This is a genomic window from Gordonia soli NBRC 108243, assembly GCF_000334455.1.
GTDB classification, from domain to species: Bacteria; Actinomycetota; Actinomycetes; order Mycobacteriales; family Mycobacteriaceae; genus Gordonia; species Gordonia soli.
Genome location: NZ_BANX01000003.1, coordinates 154,071 through 172,862 on the forward strand (window position 1 = coordinate 154,071; position 18,792 = coordinate 172,862).

Here is an 18,792-nt window from a genome sequence, read left to right on the forward strand (position 1 = left end):
TCAGGCCAACGCGACCCGCTTGCCCCACCGTTCGGCGACCGCCGCCCAGCGGTCCCGCTCGTCCGGGGGCAATGCGATGCAGATCGCATCGATCTCGGGATCGGTGATGAGGTCCTCGTAGAACGAGTAGCTCACGCCGACGCCGAGATGGTCGGCGATCGCCCACGACAGCGCCGACGACGCGCTGGCCACCCCGACCAGCGCACCGGGCCCGGACAGTCCGGCGACGATCCCGACCAATGCGTCGTCGTCGTGGTCGGCCAGCAGACCCCAGCGCAGTACACCACCGGTCTCGACGCCACCGCCGGCGATCGCAGGCGGTGCGGTGGTGCTGCGTACGGTCAGTTGCGGCTCGATGGCGCGGACACCGTAGAACCCGAAGCCGGTGGTCTGGGCGAGGGTCGGGTCGTCGCCGAAGACACTGGTGACCGCCTCGATCGCGGCATCGGCGAGCCCGACGACGTCTTGATGGATGGTCGTCAGGTCGACGTGGGCGGCGGCGGGACTGTCGTCGTAGCCGATGACCGACATGTCCTCCGGCACCGACACCCCGTTGCGGCGCATCATGTCCAGAAACCCCAGCGCCATCCGGTCGTTGGCGAGGAAGACCGCGGTCGGCGGCGTCGACTCGGCCAGCAGCCGACGTGCCGCGGCGGCCCCCGCCTCCTCGGTGTAGTCGCCGTCGATGGTCGCGGTGAAGTCGCGGAGGCCGGCTGCGGCCATCGCACCCACATACGCGCGCAGGCGCTCGGACGCGCACGGATGCGTACCGCCCTCGACGTGGGTGATCCGGGTGTGACCGAGGTCGATGAGGTGTTGCACGGCCTGGTGCGCACCTGCCCACTCGTCGGTGCCGACGGTCACCGCCGTCACGTCCGGCAGCCGCTCCCCGACCACGACGACCGGCACACCGTGATCATCGAGGTGATCGCCGCGCCGCGCGCCGATGACCAGGACGACCTCGGTGCCCAGTTCGGCCAACTCGGCCACTGCGCGATCACGAGTGCGCCGGGAGCCGTGGACCGACGCCGCCACCCGGTGACCGTGCTCGGCCGCGGCGCGGTAGATCTCGTCGACGAGATCGGCCTCGAAGGTGCTGCGCGGGTTGAACACCACGCCGAGTGTCCGTGGCTCTTCGTGGTGCAGCGGCACCGACGTCGGCGGGATCGGTGGGATCAGCGTCATCGGCTGCTCTTTCCGGACGGTCGGTGATGGCGGGCTCGGTTCTGGCAAATCAGGTCTGGCAAATCAGGTCTGGCAACTCGGACGAGAGGACTGACGAGGACACCCGCCCGACCCGGTGTGCGGGTCGGGCGGGTGCCTCAGGCGGAACTCACGGGTACGTCGCCGATCACCGACGCAGTTCGTGCGTGAGGGTGTCGAGTTCGTCGCCACCGGCCATCTGCTGGGTGAGATCATCGAGGCTGATCTCGTCGTACCGGCAGTCGAGCTTCTGCCGACCGCGGTTGAGCAACACGAAGTGGTCGCCGACCATGTGCGCGTGATGCGGGTTGTGCGTGATGAACACGACCCCGAATCCCTGATCCCGCGCCGCGGAGATGTAGCGCAGCACCGTGCCCGACTGCTTCACACCGAGGGCCGCGGTCGGCTCGTCGAGGATCAGCACCCGCGCACCGAAGTAGATGGCGCGCGAGATCGCCACACACTGCCGCTGGCCACCGGACAGCGAGCTGATCGGTGCATCGACGTCGGGGAGGTCGATGCCCATCTTGAACAGCTCCTCCTTGGTCGTCGCGCGCATCGACTGGATGTCGAGCGTGCGGAAGGGGCCCTTGCGGAGCTCCTGGCCGAGGAAGAAGTTGCGCCACACCGGCATCAGACCCACGACGGCGAGATCCTGGTAGACCGTCGCGATGCCGCGGCCCAGCGCGTCCTTGGGCGACTCCAGCGTGACGGCCTCGCCGTCGACGAGAAGTTCACCATCGGTCTGCTGGTGCAGTCCGGCCATGATCTTGATCAGGGTGGACTTGCCCGCGCCGTTGTCGCCGAGGACGCAGGTGACCTCGCCGGAGTTGACCCGCAGGTTGATCCCCGTGAGCGCGATGATGTTGCCGTAGGACTTGCCGATGTCGCGCAGCTCGATCAGCGGCACCTTGCCCCCGCTCGACTCCGACTCCGGACGTGTCTCGATCACAGAACTCATGGTGTCACCTCTTGGCGGCGTAGTTGCGGAAACTGTTGTTGGCGATGACCGCGAACAGCAACATGGCGCCGAGGAAGAACTTGAACCAGTCGGGGTTCCAGCCGGCGTAGACGATGCCCTGGTTGACCATGCCGAAGATGAAGGCGCCGATGGCTGCGCCGATCGCGGTGCCGTAACCACCGGTCAACAGGCAGCCGCCGATGACCGCGGCGATGATGTACAGGAACTCGTTGCCCACACCCTGACCGGACTGCACCGTGTCGAAGGCGAACAACAGGTGCATGCCGACGAACCAGGCGCAGAAGCCCACGAACATGAACAGGCCGATCTTGACCTTGGTGACCGGGACGCCGACCGCACGGGCCGAATCCTGGTTGCCGCCGACCGCGAACACCCAGTTGCCGACGCGGGTGCGCATCAACACGTAGGTGGCGATGAGGGTCAACACCAACCACCAGACGACCGTGATCCGCACCGACACACCGAACACGTCGAACGACGAGGCGAAGACCTTCTGCGCGGACGCGAAGCCCTGCATGTCGGAGATCGACGGCGTCGCGACCTGCCCGGTGATCAACTTGGTCACCGCGAGGTTGATACCGGTCAGCATCAGGAACGACGCCAACGTGATGAGGAAGCTGGGGATCTTCGTCTTCATCACCAGGTAGCCGTTGAAGAAGCCGACCGCCAGGGCCAGGATCAGCGCGAGGAACGAGCCGAGCCAGACGTTGAGGTGCAGGTTGTAGGCGATCATCGATGCGGCCAGCGACGAGAACGTCACCGCCACACCGGTGGACAGGTCGAACTCCCCGCCGATCATCAGGGCGGCCACACCCGTGGCCATGATCCCGATGGTCGAACTCGCGTAGAGCACGGTGGCGAACGCCTCGGGCGTGCGGAACGGTGCGGCGACGATGCAGAAGAAGACGAAGATCGCGATGGCGCCGAACAGCGCCCCGATCTCCGGGCGCAGCAGGACCCGCTGGAGGGGCCGCTGCCGCTTCACCCGTTCGTCGGTGACGACCGTGTGTGTGGACAGATCGAGATCTGCTTGTGTGGACATGGTTTTCCCTTCGTGGAACGAGACGCCGACGCGGGTCAGCGAGTCCCGTTCTTCGCGTACTCGGCGATGGAGTCGATGTTCGACTCGTCGATGAAGGCCGGTCCGGTGAGGACCGCGTTGCCGCCGCCGATGGTGTCGCCGTTGCTCATGAACAGCCACAGCGAGTCGACGGCCAGGTAGCCCTGCAGGTACGGCTGCTGGTCGACGGCCCACTTGACCTGACCGTTCTTGATCAGGTCGACGAGCGCGGAGTTGGTGTCGAAGGTGACGATGGTGGCGTCGGAGCCCGAGTTGCCCTTGGACTGGACCGCGGTCTGCGCGATGGGCGCGCCCAGGGTGACGACGTGATCGATCGACGGGTCCTGCTGCAGCTTGGCGGTCAGTGTCGCCTCGACCGACGGCATGTCCTTGCTGTTGACGTTCAGCAGCTCGGTGGTGCCGCTGAAGCCCTGTCGGACACCGGCGCAGCGGGATTCGAGTGCGACCTGCCCCTGCTCCTGGATGACGCAGAGGACCTTCTTGGCGCCCTCGCGGCCCAGACGCTCACCGACCGCCTCACCGGCGATGGTCTCGTCCTGACCGAAGTACTGCTGCACGCCCTGCGCCTTCCAGGCGTCGTAGCCGGAGTTGAAGGCGACGACCGGGATTCCCGCGGCGACGGCCTTCTTGACCGCCGGCGCCATCGCGTCGGGCTTGGCCAGTGTCAGCGCGATGCCGTCGACCTTGGAGTCGATGGCGCTCTGGACGAGGTTCGCCTGGTTGGGCGCCTCGGGGTCGGAGGAGTAGCGCAGCTCGATGTTGTCCTTGCGCGCCGCGGCCTCCGCACCCTTGCGGACCAGATCCCAGAACGTGTCGCCGGGGACCTCGTGGGTGATCATCGCGACGACCTTGCGTGGGGTGTCGACGGTCCCGCCGCCGCCTCCGCCGCCGTTGCTGTCGGGCGCGCCACCGGTGCTCGAGCAACCGGCGACCACGAGGACCGCGGCCGCAGCCGCGGCGGCCAATCCGGTACGCACTGCGGAACGGTGGCCGCGAGCGGTCCGACGGCCCAGAATGGAATACATCGTTCTCGTTTCCCTTCGATCGGTGAAAGTGTCCGTGGGGCCACTTTCATGCAGTAGATGTAATACCGATCACACCTGGGCTGTCAAGACTTTGTTAGGACATTCTGATCAAACTCGGGTCAACGCCGCTCTGCCCGCCGCGCGCGGCAGCCGGATCGCGCCCCACGCACCCGGCACCAGGGCGACGGCGAGCACCACGAACGCCACCGAGTAGCTGCCGGCGGGCATCCACTGTGCGCTGGGCGTGATCGCGACGACCACGGCGGCCAGCGCGATCCCGATCGCTCCGCCCAGTTCCTGGGCGACACTGTGCACGGCGTTGGCGTCGGACAGGCTCGATGCGCCGACGTCGACGAACGCGAGGGTGTTGTAGGCCGAGAACCCGATCGACCGCAGCGCTCCTGAGATCGCGAGCACCGCCGCGACGAGCACGATCGGTGTCGACGGTCCGACGGCTGCGATCACGACGAGCCCTACGATCGAGGCCACCGCATCGGTGACGAGCACCCGTCGGATACCCCACCGACGCATCATCGGGGTGGTCAACGGCTTGATCACGACGTTGCCGACGAACACTGCGGTCACCATCGCACCCGCGGTCACCGCCGACCAGCCGAACTCCAGCTGGAACATCAGCGGCAGCAGGAACGGGACGGCGCTGACCACCATCCGGAAGACCGTGCCGTGGCCGAGCACCGCGCCGAAGGTCCGGATGCGCAGTACCGACAGATCCAGCAGCGGCGCGGCCCGTCCGCGCAGGCCGCGCACGGTGTACACGCCGACGACCAGCGCAGCCGCCACCCCGCCGACGACCACCCACCAGTCGCGCGACGGGCTCGCCAGCTCCTGGGCGGCGACCATCGCCGATCCGACCGTGACCGCGATGCCGAGCGCACCGCGCCAGTCCAGCCGCCGTCGGTCCGTCGAGCGGCCGGGCGGGCAGACGACGACGGCCGCGACCACGGCGACGACGCCGAGCGGGATGTTCACCGCGAAGATCGACCGCCACCCCGCGACGGTCACCAGGAACCCGCCGAGCAACGGCGCGATCACCGGCGCGACCAACGCAGGCCACGTCAGATAGGCGATCGCCCGGACGAGATCGTGGCGCTCGACCGCCCGCAGGACGGCGAGTCGGCCGACCGGCGCCATGAGCGCCCCGCCGATCGCCTGCACCACCCGCATCGCGACGAGCACCGACAGCGACGGGGTGAGCGCACAACCCACGGAGGCCAGAACGAAGACGACGAGCGCGGCCACGAATGTCCGTCGGACGCCGAACCGGTCGGCGACCCAGCCCGACACCGGGATCACCACCGCGAGGGTGATCAGATACGCGGTGACGACCACGGTCGCGTCGAGCGGCGCGACTCCGAGGTCTGCAGCGATCGCGGGGAGCGCGGTGGTGACGATGGTGGCGTCGAGGATCTCCAGGAACATCGCCGCCGCGCCGAGCAGGGCCAAGGCCCGCGGGAAACCGCCACGGGCGTCCGTGACGGTCCCGCTCACCCGACGCCGACCGGCGTCGGCGAGATCCACCGACCTTCGGTGACCGAGGCGACCATCGCGTCGAGGACCTCCGCGGCGCGGACCGCGTCGTCGATGGTGGCCCCGCCCGTCGGGGCCCCCGACTCGGTCGCGGTGAGGAATCGGACCGCCTCGATGACCTTGAGGTCGTCGTAGCCCATCGGGTTCGCCGCACCGGGCTGGAACGCGACGTAGTCACCGCTGCCCGGGCCGACGAAGACCGTCGAGACCGGCTGATCCTGGTACTGCCCGCCCCGACCGACCTCGAGCTCGCCCATCCGTCGGTAGTCCCAGCGAATGATGCCGGCGGTGCCGTGGATCTCGAAGCCGTAGGAGTTCTGGTCACCGACGGCCACCCGACTCGCCTCCAGGACGCACCGGGCGCCGGAGGCCATCCGCAACTGCGCGCCGACGTAGTCCTCGTTCTCCACCGGACCACGGACACCGCCCGTCGCCAGCTGATGACCCGCGGTCGCGCCGGTCGGCTCGGGCCGCTGGTCGATGAACGTCGCGGTGTCGGCGACCAGGGAGTCGATGTCGCCGAGGAGGAACCACACCAGGTCGGCCCCGTGCGAGGCGAGGTCGCCGAGCACCCCGTTGCCACCGCGAGCACGCTGGAACCGCCAGCTCAACGCGCCGTCGGGGTGTGCGGCGTAGTCGCTGAACAATCGGAAACGCGCATGGGTGATCTCGCCGATCTCCCCCGCGGCGATCATCGCTCGCGCGGATTCGACGGCCGGGACGTTGCGGTAGTTGAACCCGACCGCGGTCTGTACGCCCGCCCGCCGGGCGGCGTCGGCCACCGCGCGGGCGTCGGCGGCGGTCAGCCCGACCGGCTTCTCGATCCACAGGTGCTTGCCCGCCTCGACGACCGCGGTGCCGATCTCGCGGTGCACGAAGTTGGGTGCGGTGACGCTCACCGCGCGGATGGACGGATCGGCGACCAGGTCGCGCCAGTCGGTGACCACCGAATCGACCCCGAACTGGGCAGCAGCCGCCGCAGCGCGGTCACCGACCTCGTCGGCGATCGCGACGAGCTGGGGAAAGGCCGTCAGCTGCGGAAAATGGTGGCGGATGCGCGCGTACGCCTGGGCGTGCACCCGGCCCATCCAACCGAAACCGACGATGCCGACCGGAATCGTGGACGGCGTTGCCGTCGTGACCATGCGATCTCCTCTCGAGGCGTCACCGTGCCGATCACTGTGACCTCCAACACTCACATCATTGCAGGTTAGTATGTCCGGACAAAGTCTTGACATTGACCTGTGGCCTGACGCACAGTGGAACCCGAAGCGCGGCCTTCGGGTCACCGCACTCGTCAGTCCCCCCGAGCAGCCTGGAGTAGTACGTGACGGCACAACACACACCAGCGTTCGACGTCGTGGCCATCGGCCGCAGCGGCGTCGACATCTACCCCCAGCAGGTGGGCGTCGGTCTCGAAGACGTGACCAGCTTCGGCAAGTTCCTCGGCGGCAGCGCGGCGAACGTCGCGGTGGCCGCCGCGCGCCTGGGCCACTCCGCAGCTCTGATCTCCGGCGCCGGCGACGATCCCTTCGGCCGGTTTGTCCGTACCGAACTGGCCCGCCTCGGAGTGGACAATCGCTATGTGGCGACCTCGACCGAGTACGCCACCCCGGTCACCTTCTGCGAGATCTTCCCGCCCGACGACTTCCCGCTGTACTTCTACCGCAAGCCGACGGCACCCGACCTGCAGATCCGGGCCGAGGAGATCGACGCGGCCGCGGTGCACGACGCCTCACTTTTCTGGGCGACGGTCACAGGCCTGTCCGAGGAGCCGTCCTACGGAGCGCATCTCGCCGCGTGGAATGCACGCGGACGTCAGCCGCTGACCGTGCTCGACCTCGACTACCGGCCGATGTTCTGGGAGTCACCCGCCGCGGCGACGGCCCGGGTCCGCGAAGCGCTGTCCCACGTCACGGTCGCCGTCGGCAACCGTGAGGAGTGTGAGGTCGCGGTCGGCGAGACCGATCCCCACCGTGCCGCCGACGCACTGCTGGACCTCGGCGTCGAACTCGCGATCGTCAAGCAGGGCCCCCGCGGCGTGCTCGGCAAGACCCGCGACGAATCGGTCGAGGTCGCCCCGATCCCGGTCGACGTCGTCAACGGCCTCGGTGCGGGCGACAGCTTCGGCGGCAGCCTCTGCCACGGGTTGTTGAGCGGCTGGCCGCTGGAGAAGATCCTGCGTCACGCCAACGCCGCCGGGTCCATCGTGGCCGGCCGCCTCGAGTGCTCGACCGCCATGCCCACCGCCGACGAGGTCGCCCAGGTGGCCGGATCCGCCGACGCCCGACAGGAGCAGGTCAATGTCTGAGACCACCACCTTCCCCGCCGCCCCGGCATCCGCGGCGACAGCAACTGCGACATCCACTGGGGCACCGACTGCACTGGCCACCACCTACGCCGAGGTCACCGAGCTGCGTGCCCAGCGCCCGGACGCCATCGCCGAGGCGTGGGCCCGCCGGCGCACCCGACCGACCGTGCTCGGCTCCGAGCGGTTGATGATCGTCGCAGCCGACCACCCGGCTCGCGGTGCCCTGTCGGTCGGTGACCGCCCGACCGCGATGAACAGTCGATCGGATCTGCTCGACCGGTTGCGCACCGCGCTGGCCAATCCCGGCGTCGACGGCGTGCTCGCTACCTCCGACATCCTCGAGGACCTGCTGGTGCTCGGCGCCCTGGACGACAAGGTCGTCATCTCGTCGATGAACCGTGGTGGCCTCGCCGGCGCATCCTTCGAACTCGACGACCGGATGACCGCGGCGACCGCCGCCTGGACCGTCGGTGCCGGACTCAACGCCGCGAAGATGTTGTGCCGCGTGGATCTCGATGATCCGGGCACGCTCAACATGATGACCGCCTGCGCCGCCGCAGTCGACGAGCTCGCGGCGGGCGAGACCATTGCGATGCTCGAGCCGTTCCTGTCCCGACGGGTCGACGGCAAGGTCCGCAACGACCTGTCCGCCGACGCGGTGATCAAGTCGATCCACATCATCCAGGGACTCGGTTCCACCTCGGCCTACACCTGGCTCAAGCTGCCGGTCGTCGACGAGATGGAGCGCGTCATGGACGCGACGACCCTGCCGACCCTGCTGCTCGGCGGCGACCCGCAGACCGCCCCGGAGGAGACCTTCGCCAGTTGGGAACGCGCACTGCAGATCCCGTCGGTGCGTGGACTGATCGTCGGCCGCACCCTGTTGTACCCATCCGACGACGACGTCGCCACCGCGGTGGACACCGCGGTGTCGCTGGTGCGGTGACGGCGATGAACAGCAAGTACTACATCCCGGCCGGCTCGGCGTCCGCACCGTACGCGGTGGATGTGACTCCCGAGTCCGCCGGGTGGACCGAATCGTCCCTGTGGACAGTCGAACTGGCCGCAGGCGCGTCGGTGACCCGGTCGAGCGGCGGAAACGAGATCATCGTCGTCCCGCTCGCGGGGTCGGCCGACGTCAGCTCGGGTGGGATCACCTTCACCCTGGCCGGGCGCGCCTCCGTCTTCGACGGCCCGAGCGACTTCGCCTACGTCGGTCGCGACAGCGAGTACACCGTGACCAGCGCAGCGGGTGGACGTTTCGCGCTGTGCGGTGCTCGGGCCGCGAAGCGGTTGCCGTTCCGATACGTCCCGGCCGCCGACGTCCCGGTCGAGTTGCGCGGAGCCGGCAACTGCAGCCGCCAGGTCCACAACTTCGGCACCGCAGGGGTCTTCGAGGCCGACTCGATGATCGCCTGCGAGGTCATCACACCGGGCGGCAACTGGTCGAGCTATCCCGCCCACAAACACGACGAGAACACCGACGTCGAGTCGCAGCTCGAGGAGATCTACTACTTCGAGATCGCCGACAACCCCGACGGGCCGGCCGGTGCCGGATTCGGCTACCACCGGGTGTACGGCACCCCGGAGAAGCCGATCGAGGTCCTCGAGGAGGTCCGCTCGGGTGACGTCGTCCTCGTCCCGCACGGCTACCACGGTCCGTCCATCGCCGCTCCGGGCTATCACATGTACTACCTCAACGTGATGGCCGGACCGGGTGAGGACCGGGCCTGGCGCATCTGCGACGACCCGTCGCACACCTGGCTGCGCGGCAGCTGGGAGCACCAGCAAGTCGATCCGCGGCTCCCCCTGCACGAGCACTGAACCACTCCCCCAACCACTTCAGCGAGAGAGAAGCAATCGTGGCACCGATCAACTCCGGACGCGCCGGCGGCATCACCGGCATCCGTGCGCCCCACGATGAGTCCACGGTCCGTCTGACCGTGGCCCAGGCGACCGTGCGGTTCCTGGCCAACCAGTACGTCGAGCGCGACGGCGAACGCACCAAGTTCTTCGCCGGCTGCTTCGGCATCTTCGGCCACGGCAATGTCGCCGGACTCGGTCAGGCGTTGCTGCAGAACGAGATCGACGACATCGACAACGGCCGCGAGCAGTCCCTGCAATACGTGCTCGGGCGCAACGAGCAGGCGATGGTGCATTCGGCCGCCGCGTTCGCGCGGATGAAGGACCGCCTCCAGGCCTGGGCGGTCACCGCGTCGGTCGGCCCCGGCGCGACCAACATGCTCACCGGAGCAGCCCTGGCCACCATCAACCGGTTGCCGGTCCTACTGCTGCCCGCCGACACCTTCGCCACCCGCGCATCGGCACCGGTGCTGCAGGAACTCGAGTTGCCGTCGTCGGGTGACGTCACCGTCAACGACGCCTTCAAGCCGTTGTCGCGCTTCTTCGATCGCGTGTGGCGTCCGGAGCAGTTGCCCGCAGCCCTCCTCGGCGCCATGCGCGTGCTGACCGATCCGGTCGAGACCGGTGCCGTCACCGTCGCCATCCCGCAGGACGTTCAGGCGCAGGCCCACGACTGGCCGGTCGCGCTGTTCGCCGAGCGCACCTGGCACGTCGCGCGCCCCCTCCCCGAGCGTCGGGTCATCGCCGAGGCCGCCGAGATCATCCGTTCGGCCAAGCGTCCGCTGATCGTCGCCGGCGGCGGCGTGCACTACAGCGGTGCCACCGAAGCCCTGGCGCACTTCACCTCCCGCACCGGTATCCCGGTCGGGCAGAGCCAGGCCGGCAAGGGGTCGCTCCCCTACGACTCGCCGCAGTCGGCGGGCGCCATCGGGTCCACCGGCACCACCGCCGCGAACACCCTGGCGGCCGAGGCAGACGTCGTGATCGGCATCGGCACGCGCTTCAGCGATTTCACCACCGCCTCACGCACCGCCTTCACCGGCGACGATGTGCGGTTCGTGAACATCAACGTCGCGTCGCTCGACTCGCTCAAGCACAGTGCCTACAGCGTCGTCGCCGACGCCCGGGAGGCCATCGACGCGCTGGACGAGTTGCTCGCCGATCACACGGTCTCTGCCGACTACCGGCAGCGGGTCGCCGATCTGGCCGCGGAGTGGGACGCCACCGTCGAGTCGGTCTATGCCCCCGGCACGACCGGCACCAACGTCGCGACCGGCGCGGAGGCCCTCACCCAGAACGAGGTCATCGGTCTGGTCAACGAGATCTCCGACCCTCGAGACGTGGTGGTCTGCGCCGCGGGTTCGATGCCCGGCGACCTCCACAAGCTCTGGCGCACCCGTGATTCCAAGGGCTATCACGTCGAGTACGGGTACTCCTGCATGGGTTACGAGGTGGCCGGCGGTCTCGGCGTCAAGATGGCCTGCCCGGACCGCGACGTGTTCGTCATGGTCGGCGATGGTTCGTACCTGATGATGGCCACCGAACTCGTCACCGCGGTCCAGGAGAACCTGAAGGTCATCGTGGTCCTGGTCCAGAACCACGGCTTCGCCTCGATCGGATCGCTGTCGGAGTCGCTCGGTTCGCAGCGTTTCGGCACCGACTACCGCTACCGCGGCGACGACGGTCGGCTCGACGGCACGGTGCTGCCGGTCGACCTCGCCGCCAACGCGGCATCACTGGGCGCCGACGTCATCCGCACCACCACGGCCGCGGAGTTCGCCGACGCCATCAAGGTGGCCAAGGCCGCCGACCGCACCACGGTGATCCATGTGGAGACCGACCCGCTGATCGGCGCCCCCGACAGCGAGTCCTGGTGGGACGTCCCGGTGTCGGAGACCTCGACGCTGCAGTCCACCCAGGAGGCCTACGCCACCTACGAGCAGTGGAAGGCCGTGCAGCGGCCGTACCTGTCGCCCACATCCGCCCCGAAGTCCGTCTCCACCACCGAAGAGGAAAACTGATGTCCACCATCCGCGTTGGTTCCGCACCCGACTCCTGGGGCGTGTGGTTCCCCGAGGATCCCCAGCAGACCCCGTACACCCGCTTCCTGGACGAGGTCGCGCAGTCCGGCTACGAGTGGATCGAGCTGGGCCCCTACGGTTACCTGCCCACCGATCCCGAGCAGTTGCTCGCCGAACTCGGCGAGCGCGGGCTGAAGCTGTCCGCGGGCACCGTCTTCGAGCATCTGCACCAGGACAACTCGTGGGACGCGGTCTGGACCCAGATCGAGGACGTCGCCAGATTGACCGCGGCGGTCGGCGGCAAGCACGTCGTCGTCATCCCCGAGATGTGGCGCGACCCCGCCACGGGTGCGGTGCTCGAGCCGCGCGAGCTCACCGACGACCAGTGGCGCGCCAAGACCACCGGCATGAACGAGCTCGGCAAGGCGATGTTCGAGAAGTACGGCGTCCGTGCGCAATACCACCCGCACGCCGACAGCCATGTCGACACCGAGGAGCACATCTACCGCTTCCTGGAGAACACCGATCCGGAGTTCGTCAACCTCTGCCTGGACACCGGTCACGTGAGCTACTGCGGTGGCGACAACCTCGCGATCATCGCCAAGCACCCGGAGCGCATCGGTTACCTGCACCTCAAGCAGGTCAACGTCGAGGTGCGCGCCAAGGTCGAGGCCGACGACCTGCCGTTCGGTGAGGCCGTCCGCCTCGGCGCGATGACCGAGCCGCCGCTGGGCATCCCGGAGATGCCGCCGCTGCTGAACGCGGTCGCCGAGTTGGGCACCGACATCTTCGCGATCGTCGAGCAGGACATGTACCCCTGCGCCGTCGACGCGCCGCTTCCCATCGCACAGCGCACCCGGAAGTACCTCGGCTCCTGCGGCATCCCCGCCGTGCGGTTCAGCTGACGCCGCGGTCCGCCAACGAGACACAACGTTTCCCGACCCACTCCCGGCTCCCGCCGGCATCACCATAGGAGTGACACCATGACCGAACTTCGCATCGCCGTCCTCGGCGTCGGCATGATGGGCGCCGACCACGTCGCCCGTATCACCGAGCGCACCAAGGGCGCGGTCGTCACCGTGCTCAACGACTACTTCCCGGAGAAGGCAGAGGCCCTGGCCGCCACCATCCCCGGGTCCCGTGTCATCAACGATCCGCTCGACGCGATCGCCGACCCGGAGGTCGACGCGGTCATCCTGGCCACTCCCGGCCCCACGCACGAGAAGCAGCTTCTGGCCTGCCTCGAGCACAACAAGCCCGTCATGTGCGAGAAGCCGTTGACCACCGACGTCGCCACGTCCCTCGAGATCGTCAAGCGCGAGGCAGAACTGGGCCGCAAGCTGATCCAGGTCGGCTTCATGCGTCGATTCGACCGGGAGTACGAGCAGCTCAAGGGCTTCATCGACGACGGCGTCTTCGGGCAGATCCTGGTGGCGCACTGCGTGCACCGCAACCCGGCCGTCCCGCCGAGCTTCGACTCCTCGATGATCGTCAAGGACTCGCTCGTGCACGAGGTCGACGTGACCCGCTTCCTCTTCGACGAGGAGATCACCACGGTCCAGATCATCAAGCCGTCGGCGAATCCCGGTGCTCCCGAGGGCCTCCAGGACCCGCAGATCGCACTGTTCACCACCGAGTCCGGTCGGCACGTCGACACCGAGGTCTTCGTGACCACCGGGGTCGCCTACGAGGTCCGCACCGAGGTCGTCGGCGAACTGGGATCGGCGTTCATCGGTCTCGACCAGGGCCTCGTCCGCAAGCACCGCAACCCGGCCCAGCAGGCATCGGGCGACGGCCGCAAGGTCGCGGGGATCTGGGGCGGCGACATCACGCCGTCGTTCGTGGAGCGCTTCGGCGATGCCTACGACAACGAGATCCAGCGCTGGGTCAACGCGGTGCGCCGCGGCGACAACGTCGACGGGCCGGGCGCCTGGGACGGCTACGCCGCCGCGGCGGTGTGTGCTGCGGGCGTGAAGTCACTGGAGTCGGGCAAGGCCGAGACCGTCGACATGGTCTCGCGGTCGAGCATCCCGGGAGCCTGAGCATGAAGGTCGCACTCGATCCCACCCCGTTCCACCACAGTCACTCGCTGCTCGAACTGCCGCGCGTGGTCGCCGATCTCGGGTACGAGTACCTGCAGTTGACGCCGCACGTGGACATGATCCCGTTCTTCAACCACCCCAAAGCCGACGACGACCTGGTGTCGAAGTTCCGCAAGGCGTGCGCCGATGCCGGCGTCGGCGTCGCCTCGGTGTTGCCGGTCCTGCGCTGGTCCGGACCCGACGAAGATGCGCGCGAGGCAGCGGTCCGCTACTGGAAGCGCGCCATCCAGATCACCGTCGATCTCGGCGTCAACGTGATGAACACGGAGTTCTCGGGTCGGCCGGAGAAGGCCGAGGAGTCCGAGCGGGCGTTCTACCGGTCGATGGAAGAGCTCGTGCCGATCATCGAGCGCGAGGGCATCGACGTCCGGATCGATCCGCACCCCGACGATTTCGTCGAGGACGGCCTGGCCGCGATCCGGATGATCCGTGGCATCAACTCGAAGAACTTCGGCCTCGTCTACGTCGCTTGTCACTCGTTCCACATGGGCGGGAACATGCGCGAGATCATGACCACCGCCGGTGACATGCTCCGGCTGGTGCACGTCGCCGACACCATGGATCACCATGCCTCACACGGATTGCGGTACATCACCAATCCGCCCGGCAACGCGGTCCGCGTCCACCAGCACCTCAAGATCGGTGACGGAGACGTCGACTGGGACGAGTTCTTCGGCACGCTCGGCGAGATCGGTTTCTACGACCGCGACGACACCGTGATGGTGTCGAGCGTGTTCGCCGAGAACGAGAACGCGCAGGAGGTCTCGCGGTACCAGCTGCAGACCATGACCGACTACGTCACCAAGAACCGCCGCTGACCCCCTCTCACCCCTGGCCCAGCGGCCCACCACCACCGAGACACCACCCGTACACCACTGGAGTTCTTTCATGTCTGCTTCTGTGACCCATTGGGTCAACAACAAGTCCTTCCCCGGTACCAGCGGCGCGACCGCCCCGATCACCAACCCGGCCACCGGCGCGGTCACCGGTGAGGTCGCGTTGGCCAACGTCGAGGACGCCCGCGCGGTCATCGACGCCGCCGCGACCGCGTTCCCCGCCTGGCGCGACACCAGCCTGGCCAAACGCACCGCGATCTTGTTCCGCTTCCGTGAACTGCTCAACGAGCGCAAGGGCGAACTGGCCCAGATCATCACCTCCGAACACGGCAAGGTCGTCTCCGACGCCCTCGGCGAGGTCAGCCGCGGTCAAGAAGTCGTCGAGTTCGCCTGCGGTATACCGCATCTGCTCAAGGGCGGCTTCACCGAGAACGCCTCGACCAAGGTCGACGTGTTCTCCATCCGCCAACCCCTGGGCCCGGTCGCGATCATCAGCCCGTTCAACTTCCCCGCCATGGTCCCGATGTGGTTCTTCCCCGTCGCCATCGCGGCAGGCAACACCGTCGTGCTCAAGCCCTCGGAGAAAGATCCCTCGGCCTCGCTGTGGCTGGCCGAACTCTGGCGCGAAGCGGGCCTGCCCGACGGCGTGTTCAACGTCCTCCACGGCGACAAGACCGCCGTCGACGAACTCCTGGAGAACCGCTCGATCAAATCGGTCAGCTTCGTCGGATCGACCCCGATCGCCCAGTACGTCTACGCCACCGGCACCGCCAACGGCAAACGCGTCCAGGCCCTGGGCGGGGCCAAGAACCACGCCATCGTGTTGCCCGACGCCGACCTCGACCTGGCCGCCGACGCCATGGTCAACGCCGGATTCGGCTCCGCAGGCGAACGCTGCATGGCCATCTCCGCACTCGTCGCCGTCGGCGACATCGCCGACGAACTGGTCGCCAAGATCGCCGAACGCACCACACCACTCAAGACCGGCGACGGCACCACCGACTCCGACATGGGCCCCCTGGTCACCCGAGCCCACCGCGACAAGGTCGCTTCCTACGTCGACGCCGGCGAAGCCGACGGCGCCACCATCGTCGTCGACGGCCGCACCGTGACCGCCTACAACGGCGACACCGGAACCGACCTCACCGACGGATTCTGGCTGGGCCCCACCCTCATCGACAACGTCACCACCGACATGAGCATCTACACCGACGAGATCTTCGGACCCGTCCTGTCGGTCATCCGCGTCGACACCTACGACCAAGCCCTCGAACTCATCAACTCCAACCCCTACGGCAACGGCACCGCCATCTTCACCAACGACGGCGGCGCAGCCCGACGCTTCCAGAACGAAGTCGAAGTCGGCATGGTCGGCATCAACGTCCCCATCCCCGTCCCCATGGCCTACTACAGCTTCGGCGGCTGGAAAGCCTCCCTCTTCGGCGACAGCCACGCCCACGGCACCGAAGGAGTCAACTTCTTCACCCGCGGCAAAGCCATCACCAGCCGCTGGCTCGACCCCAGCGGCAACAACCTCGGGCCCGCGCGCTCCGCTCCCGGCGCCAACGGCGGCATCAACCTCGGCTTCCCCCAGAACGCCTGAGAGGTCGCGCACCCGACGCTCTTGGGTCCACACACGGACTCCCCGCCACCGGTGATCTCGGTGACGGGGAGTTCGTCTGTGCGTCCAGGTCAGAGTTGCACGGTGACGCCGTCGGCATCACTGCGTCGCGCGGCGTCGAGGACCTCGATCGTCGCGACTGCTTCGGACGCGGGAACCGGCTGTGGCGCACCGTCGTCCACCGCGGCGGCGAATCGTGCGTAGAAGTCCTGATAGCGTCCCTGCGCCGACGGCACGGTCCGGCTCCCCTCCGCGGTGGACAGGGTGCCCAGGCGTTCGGGCAGCTCGTAGCCCCACGTGGCCGGATCGTCGGCAGGACGGACACCGTCGAGGATCAGTCGCGTCTGGGTGTCGGTGCCGTCGCTGATGTAGCTTCCCGCCGAGCCGTAGACCCGCCACTGACGGGCGGCGACGTGATTGATCTTGCTTGCGCTGACGGTCGAATGCACGCCGTTGCGATGCCACACCGACACGATGAAGCCGCAGTCGGTGCGCCCCTCGGCCTGGTCGACCCAATCCAGATGTGCGCTGACACGCGCAGCCGGTCCGAACAGGGTGAGTACCTGGTCGACGAGATGTGCACCGAGATCGCGCAGCAGTCCGCCGGAGGGGCCGGCCTCCAGGGTGCCGAGCTCGTCCAGGTCGAATCGTGACTCGACACGCCAGATCTCGCCCAGCTCGGGGAGCACACCCTGCACGGTCAGCAGATCGCTGTCCCACCGTCGGTTCTGGAACACGCTGAGCAACACCCCCGCTCGCGCGGCCGCATCGACCAGTTCCCGACCGGCCGCTGCATCGGGCGCGAACGGCTTGTCGGCGATCACGTGGACTCCGCGACCGACGGCCTCGAGCACGAGCTCGCGACGCGTCTCCGGTGGTGTCGTCAGGGTGACGGCATCGACGCCGAGGTCGATCAGCTCGGACAGCGAGTCGACGACCGGGACGCCGGGCAGTTCTTCGGCGACCAGCTTCTTGCGACCCGGGTCACGGGTGACGACGCCGGCGAGTTCGATGGCTTCGACCGCCTGGATGTAGGGGGCGTGGAACCAGCGTCCACCGACTCCGTAGCCGGCCAATCCCAGTCTCATTCGGTTCTCCTCGTTTTCATGACCATGTGGTCAGCGGGTGTGGTTCGTGCGGCTGTCGGGGATGCGCGGTGTCGGGGGTGCGGTGGTGGCGCGGACGACGAGATGCGGCGACTCGACGACGCGGGGTGGCGTACCGCCGCCGAGCATCGTCACCAGACCGGCGACCGCGTGCGCTGCGAACGCTGCCGCATCCTGCGCCACGGTGGTGAGTGGCTCCGCCATCCGCGTCGCGAGCCGTGCGTCGTCGTAACCGACGACCGAGATGTCCGTCGGCACCGAGAAACCCGCTCGAATCAGTGTGTCGACGACTCCGCCCGCACACTCGTCGTTGAATGCCACGACCGCGGTCGGTACTCGGCCCGAATCCAGGATCGCGCGCATAGCCTGCGCACCGTCGGCATGGTGCAGCCCGCCGGGGACGACACGGGCACGCCCCTTCTTGCGATGTCGGGCCATGGCCGCTCGGAAGCCATCGCGACGGTCGTCGGCGCCGGGGGCGTCGCCACCGTCGACATGTGCGATGTCGGCGTGTCCGAGCGCGACCAGGTGGTCCACCGCCAGCTCGACGCCGGCCGCATCGTCACCGCGGACGGAACCGACCGTCGGCGTGCGTATCTCGCGAGCGACCACGGTGATCGGGAACTGGGCGGTCCACCCGGCGACGACGTCCTCGCCGGCGCGCGGACCGACCATGATCACCCCCTCCACGCGCTCGCGCATCAGGGCCTCGATGGCCGCGCGTTCCGATCGGGACGGGGCGACGGCGGAGATGACGAGGTCGAAGCCGGCGTCGGCTGCGGCGCTGTACAACTCCTCGACGAGATCGCCGTGGAACGGTTCGCGTAGCTCGAAGGTGACACCGAGCAGCCCTGACGAGGACTGTCGCAGCTTTCGGGCACGCTGATCGGGTACGTAGCCGAGCTCGTCGGCGATGCGGAACACCCGCGCACGTGTCTCGTCGCTCGCGCCGGGTACGCCACGCATCACGATGGACACCAACGCCTTCGAGACCCCCGCCGCAGCCGCGACATCCACCAGCGTCGGACGCTTGCGAGGTGCCTGCGGCATCGGATCTCCTTCGGGTATGGCCGGTGTGGGGCGGTGCCCGACC

The 18,792-nt window shown here is 68.2% G+C and carries 16 protein-coding genes; 8 read left to right on the top strand and 8 right to left on the bottom strand.

Features of this window, described 5'->3' with window-relative positions; genetic code table 11:
• The 6 genes from GS4_RS02535 to GS4_RS02560 form a co-directional block, all read right to left on the bottom strand.
• A complete protein-coding gene (locus GS4_RS02535; protein ID WP_007617147.1) occupies nt 1-1,185 on the bottom strand; it encodes a LacI family DNA-binding transcriptional regulator in 1,185 nt (394 codons plus the stop codon).
• Between the two features lie 166 nt (nt 1,186-1,351).
• Complete coding sequence (locus GS4_RS02540) at nt 1,352-2,164, bottom strand: ATP-binding cassette domain-containing protein (protein ID WP_007617148.1); 813 nt, start codon at nt 2,162-2,164, stop codon at nt 1,352-1,354.
• 4 nt (nt 2,165-2,168) lie between these two features.
• A complete protein-coding gene (locus tag GS4_RS02545; RefSeq protein WP_007617149.1) occupies nt 2,169-3,227 on the bottom strand; it encodes an ABC transporter permease in 1,059 nt (352 codons plus the stop codon).
• Nucleotides 3,228-3,262: 35 nt separating this feature from the next.
• Nucleotides 3,263-4,291 (bottom strand): substrate-binding domain-containing protein, encoded by a 1,029-nt coding sequence (locus GS4_RS02550; protein ID WP_007617150.1) that lies wholly within the window; start codon nt 4,289-4,291, stop codon nt 3,263-3,265.
• 108 nt (nt 4,292-4,399) lie between these two features.
• Nucleotides 4,400-5,830, bottom strand: coding sequence for an MFS transporter (locus GS4_RS02555; protein ID WP_007617153.1), 1,431 nt, complete (start codon nt 5,828-5,830; stop codon nt 4,400-4,402).
• Entirely contained in the window at nt 5,797-6,984 is a 1,188-nt protein-coding gene (locus tag GS4_RS02560) for a Gfo/Idh/MocA family protein (protein WP_007617160.1), read from the bottom strand. The genes GS4_RS02555 and GS4_RS02560 overlap by 34 nt, the downstream gene beginning before the upstream one ends.
• A 182-nt stretch (nt 6,985-7,166) precedes the next feature.
• On the opposite strand from GS4_RS02560, the gene iolC reads away from it, so the two are divergent.
• The 8 genes from iolC (at nt 7,167) to GS4_RS02600 (ending at nt 16,575) form a co-directional block, all read left to right on the top strand.
• Nucleotides 7,167-8,150, top strand: a complete 984-nt coding sequence (gene iolC / locus GS4_RS02565; protein WP_007617167.1) for a 5-dehydro-2-deoxygluconokinase — start codon at nt 7,167-7,169, stop codon at nt 8,148-8,150.
• A complete protein-coding gene (locus GS4_RS02570; protein ID WP_007617169.1) occupies nt 8,143-9,096 on the top strand; it encodes a Cgl0159 family (beta/alpha)8-fold protein in 954 nt (317 codons plus the stop codon). The genes iolC and GS4_RS02570 overlap by 8 nt, the downstream gene beginning before the upstream one ends.
• 5 nt (nt 9,097-9,101) lie before the next feature.
• Nucleotides 9,102-9,974: a 5-deoxy-glucuronate isomerase gene (gene iolB / locus GS4_RS02575; RefSeq protein WP_007617171.1), complete on the top strand. Its 873-nt coding sequence runs from the start codon at nt 9,102-9,104 to the stop codon at nt 9,972-9,974.
• A gap of 38 nt (nt 9,975-10,012) precedes the next feature.
• Nucleotides 10,013-12,034, top strand: coding sequence for a 3D-(3,5/4)-trihydroxycyclohexane-1,2-dione acylhydrolase (decyclizing) (gene iolD / locus GS4_RS02580; protein WP_007617173.1), 2,022 nt, complete (start codon nt 10,013-10,015; stop codon nt 12,032-12,034).
• Nucleotides 12,034-12,939 (top strand): sugar phosphate isomerase/epimerase family protein, encoded by a 906-nt coding sequence (locus tag GS4_RS02585; RefSeq protein ID WP_007617175.1) that lies wholly within the window; start codon nt 12,034-12,036, stop codon nt 12,937-12,939. Before iolD ends, GS4_RS02585 begins: the two co-directional genes overlap by 1 nt.
• A gap of 78 nt (nt 12,940-13,017) precedes the next feature.
• On the top strand, nt 13,018-14,076 hold the full coding sequence (locus tag GS4_RS02590; protein ID WP_007617176.1) for a Gfo/Idh/MocA family protein: 1,059 nt from the start codon (nt 13,018-13,020) through the stop codon (nt 14,074-14,076).
• A 2-nt stretch (nt 14,077-14,078) separates the two neighbouring features.
• Nucleotides 14,079-14,954 carry a sugar phosphate isomerase/epimerase family protein gene (locus GS4_RS02595; RefSeq protein ID WP_007617177.1) on the top strand — a complete coding sequence of 292 codons (876 nt, stop codon included), beginning with the start codon at nt 14,079-14,081 and terminating at the stop codon, nt 14,952-14,954.
• Nucleotides 14,955-15,024: 70 nt separating this feature from the next.
• Nucleotides 15,025-16,575: a CoA-acylating methylmalonate-semialdehyde dehydrogenase gene (locus GS4_RS02600; protein ID WP_007617178.1), complete on the top strand. Its 1,551-nt coding sequence runs from the start codon at nt 15,025-15,027 to the stop codon at nt 16,573-16,575.
• Between the two features lie 89 nt (nt 16,576-16,664).
• Here GS4_RS02600 and GS4_RS02605 read toward each other — a convergent pair whose 3' ends face one another.
• Together GS4_RS02605 and GS4_RS02610 are read right to left on the bottom strand one after the other, a co-directional pair.
• Nucleotides 16,665-17,681: a Gfo/Idh/MocA family oxidoreductase gene (locus GS4_RS02605; protein ID WP_007617179.1), complete on the bottom strand. Its 1,017-nt coding sequence runs from the start codon at nt 17,679-17,681 to the stop codon at nt 16,665-16,667.
• Between the two features lie 30 nt (nt 17,682-17,711).
• On the bottom strand, nt 17,712-18,749 hold the full coding sequence (locus GS4_RS02610; RefSeq protein WP_007617180.1) for a LacI family DNA-binding transcriptional regulator: 1,038 nt from the start codon (nt 18,747-18,749) through the stop codon (nt 17,712-17,714).
• Nucleotides 18,750-18,792 lie beyond the last annotated feature (43 nt).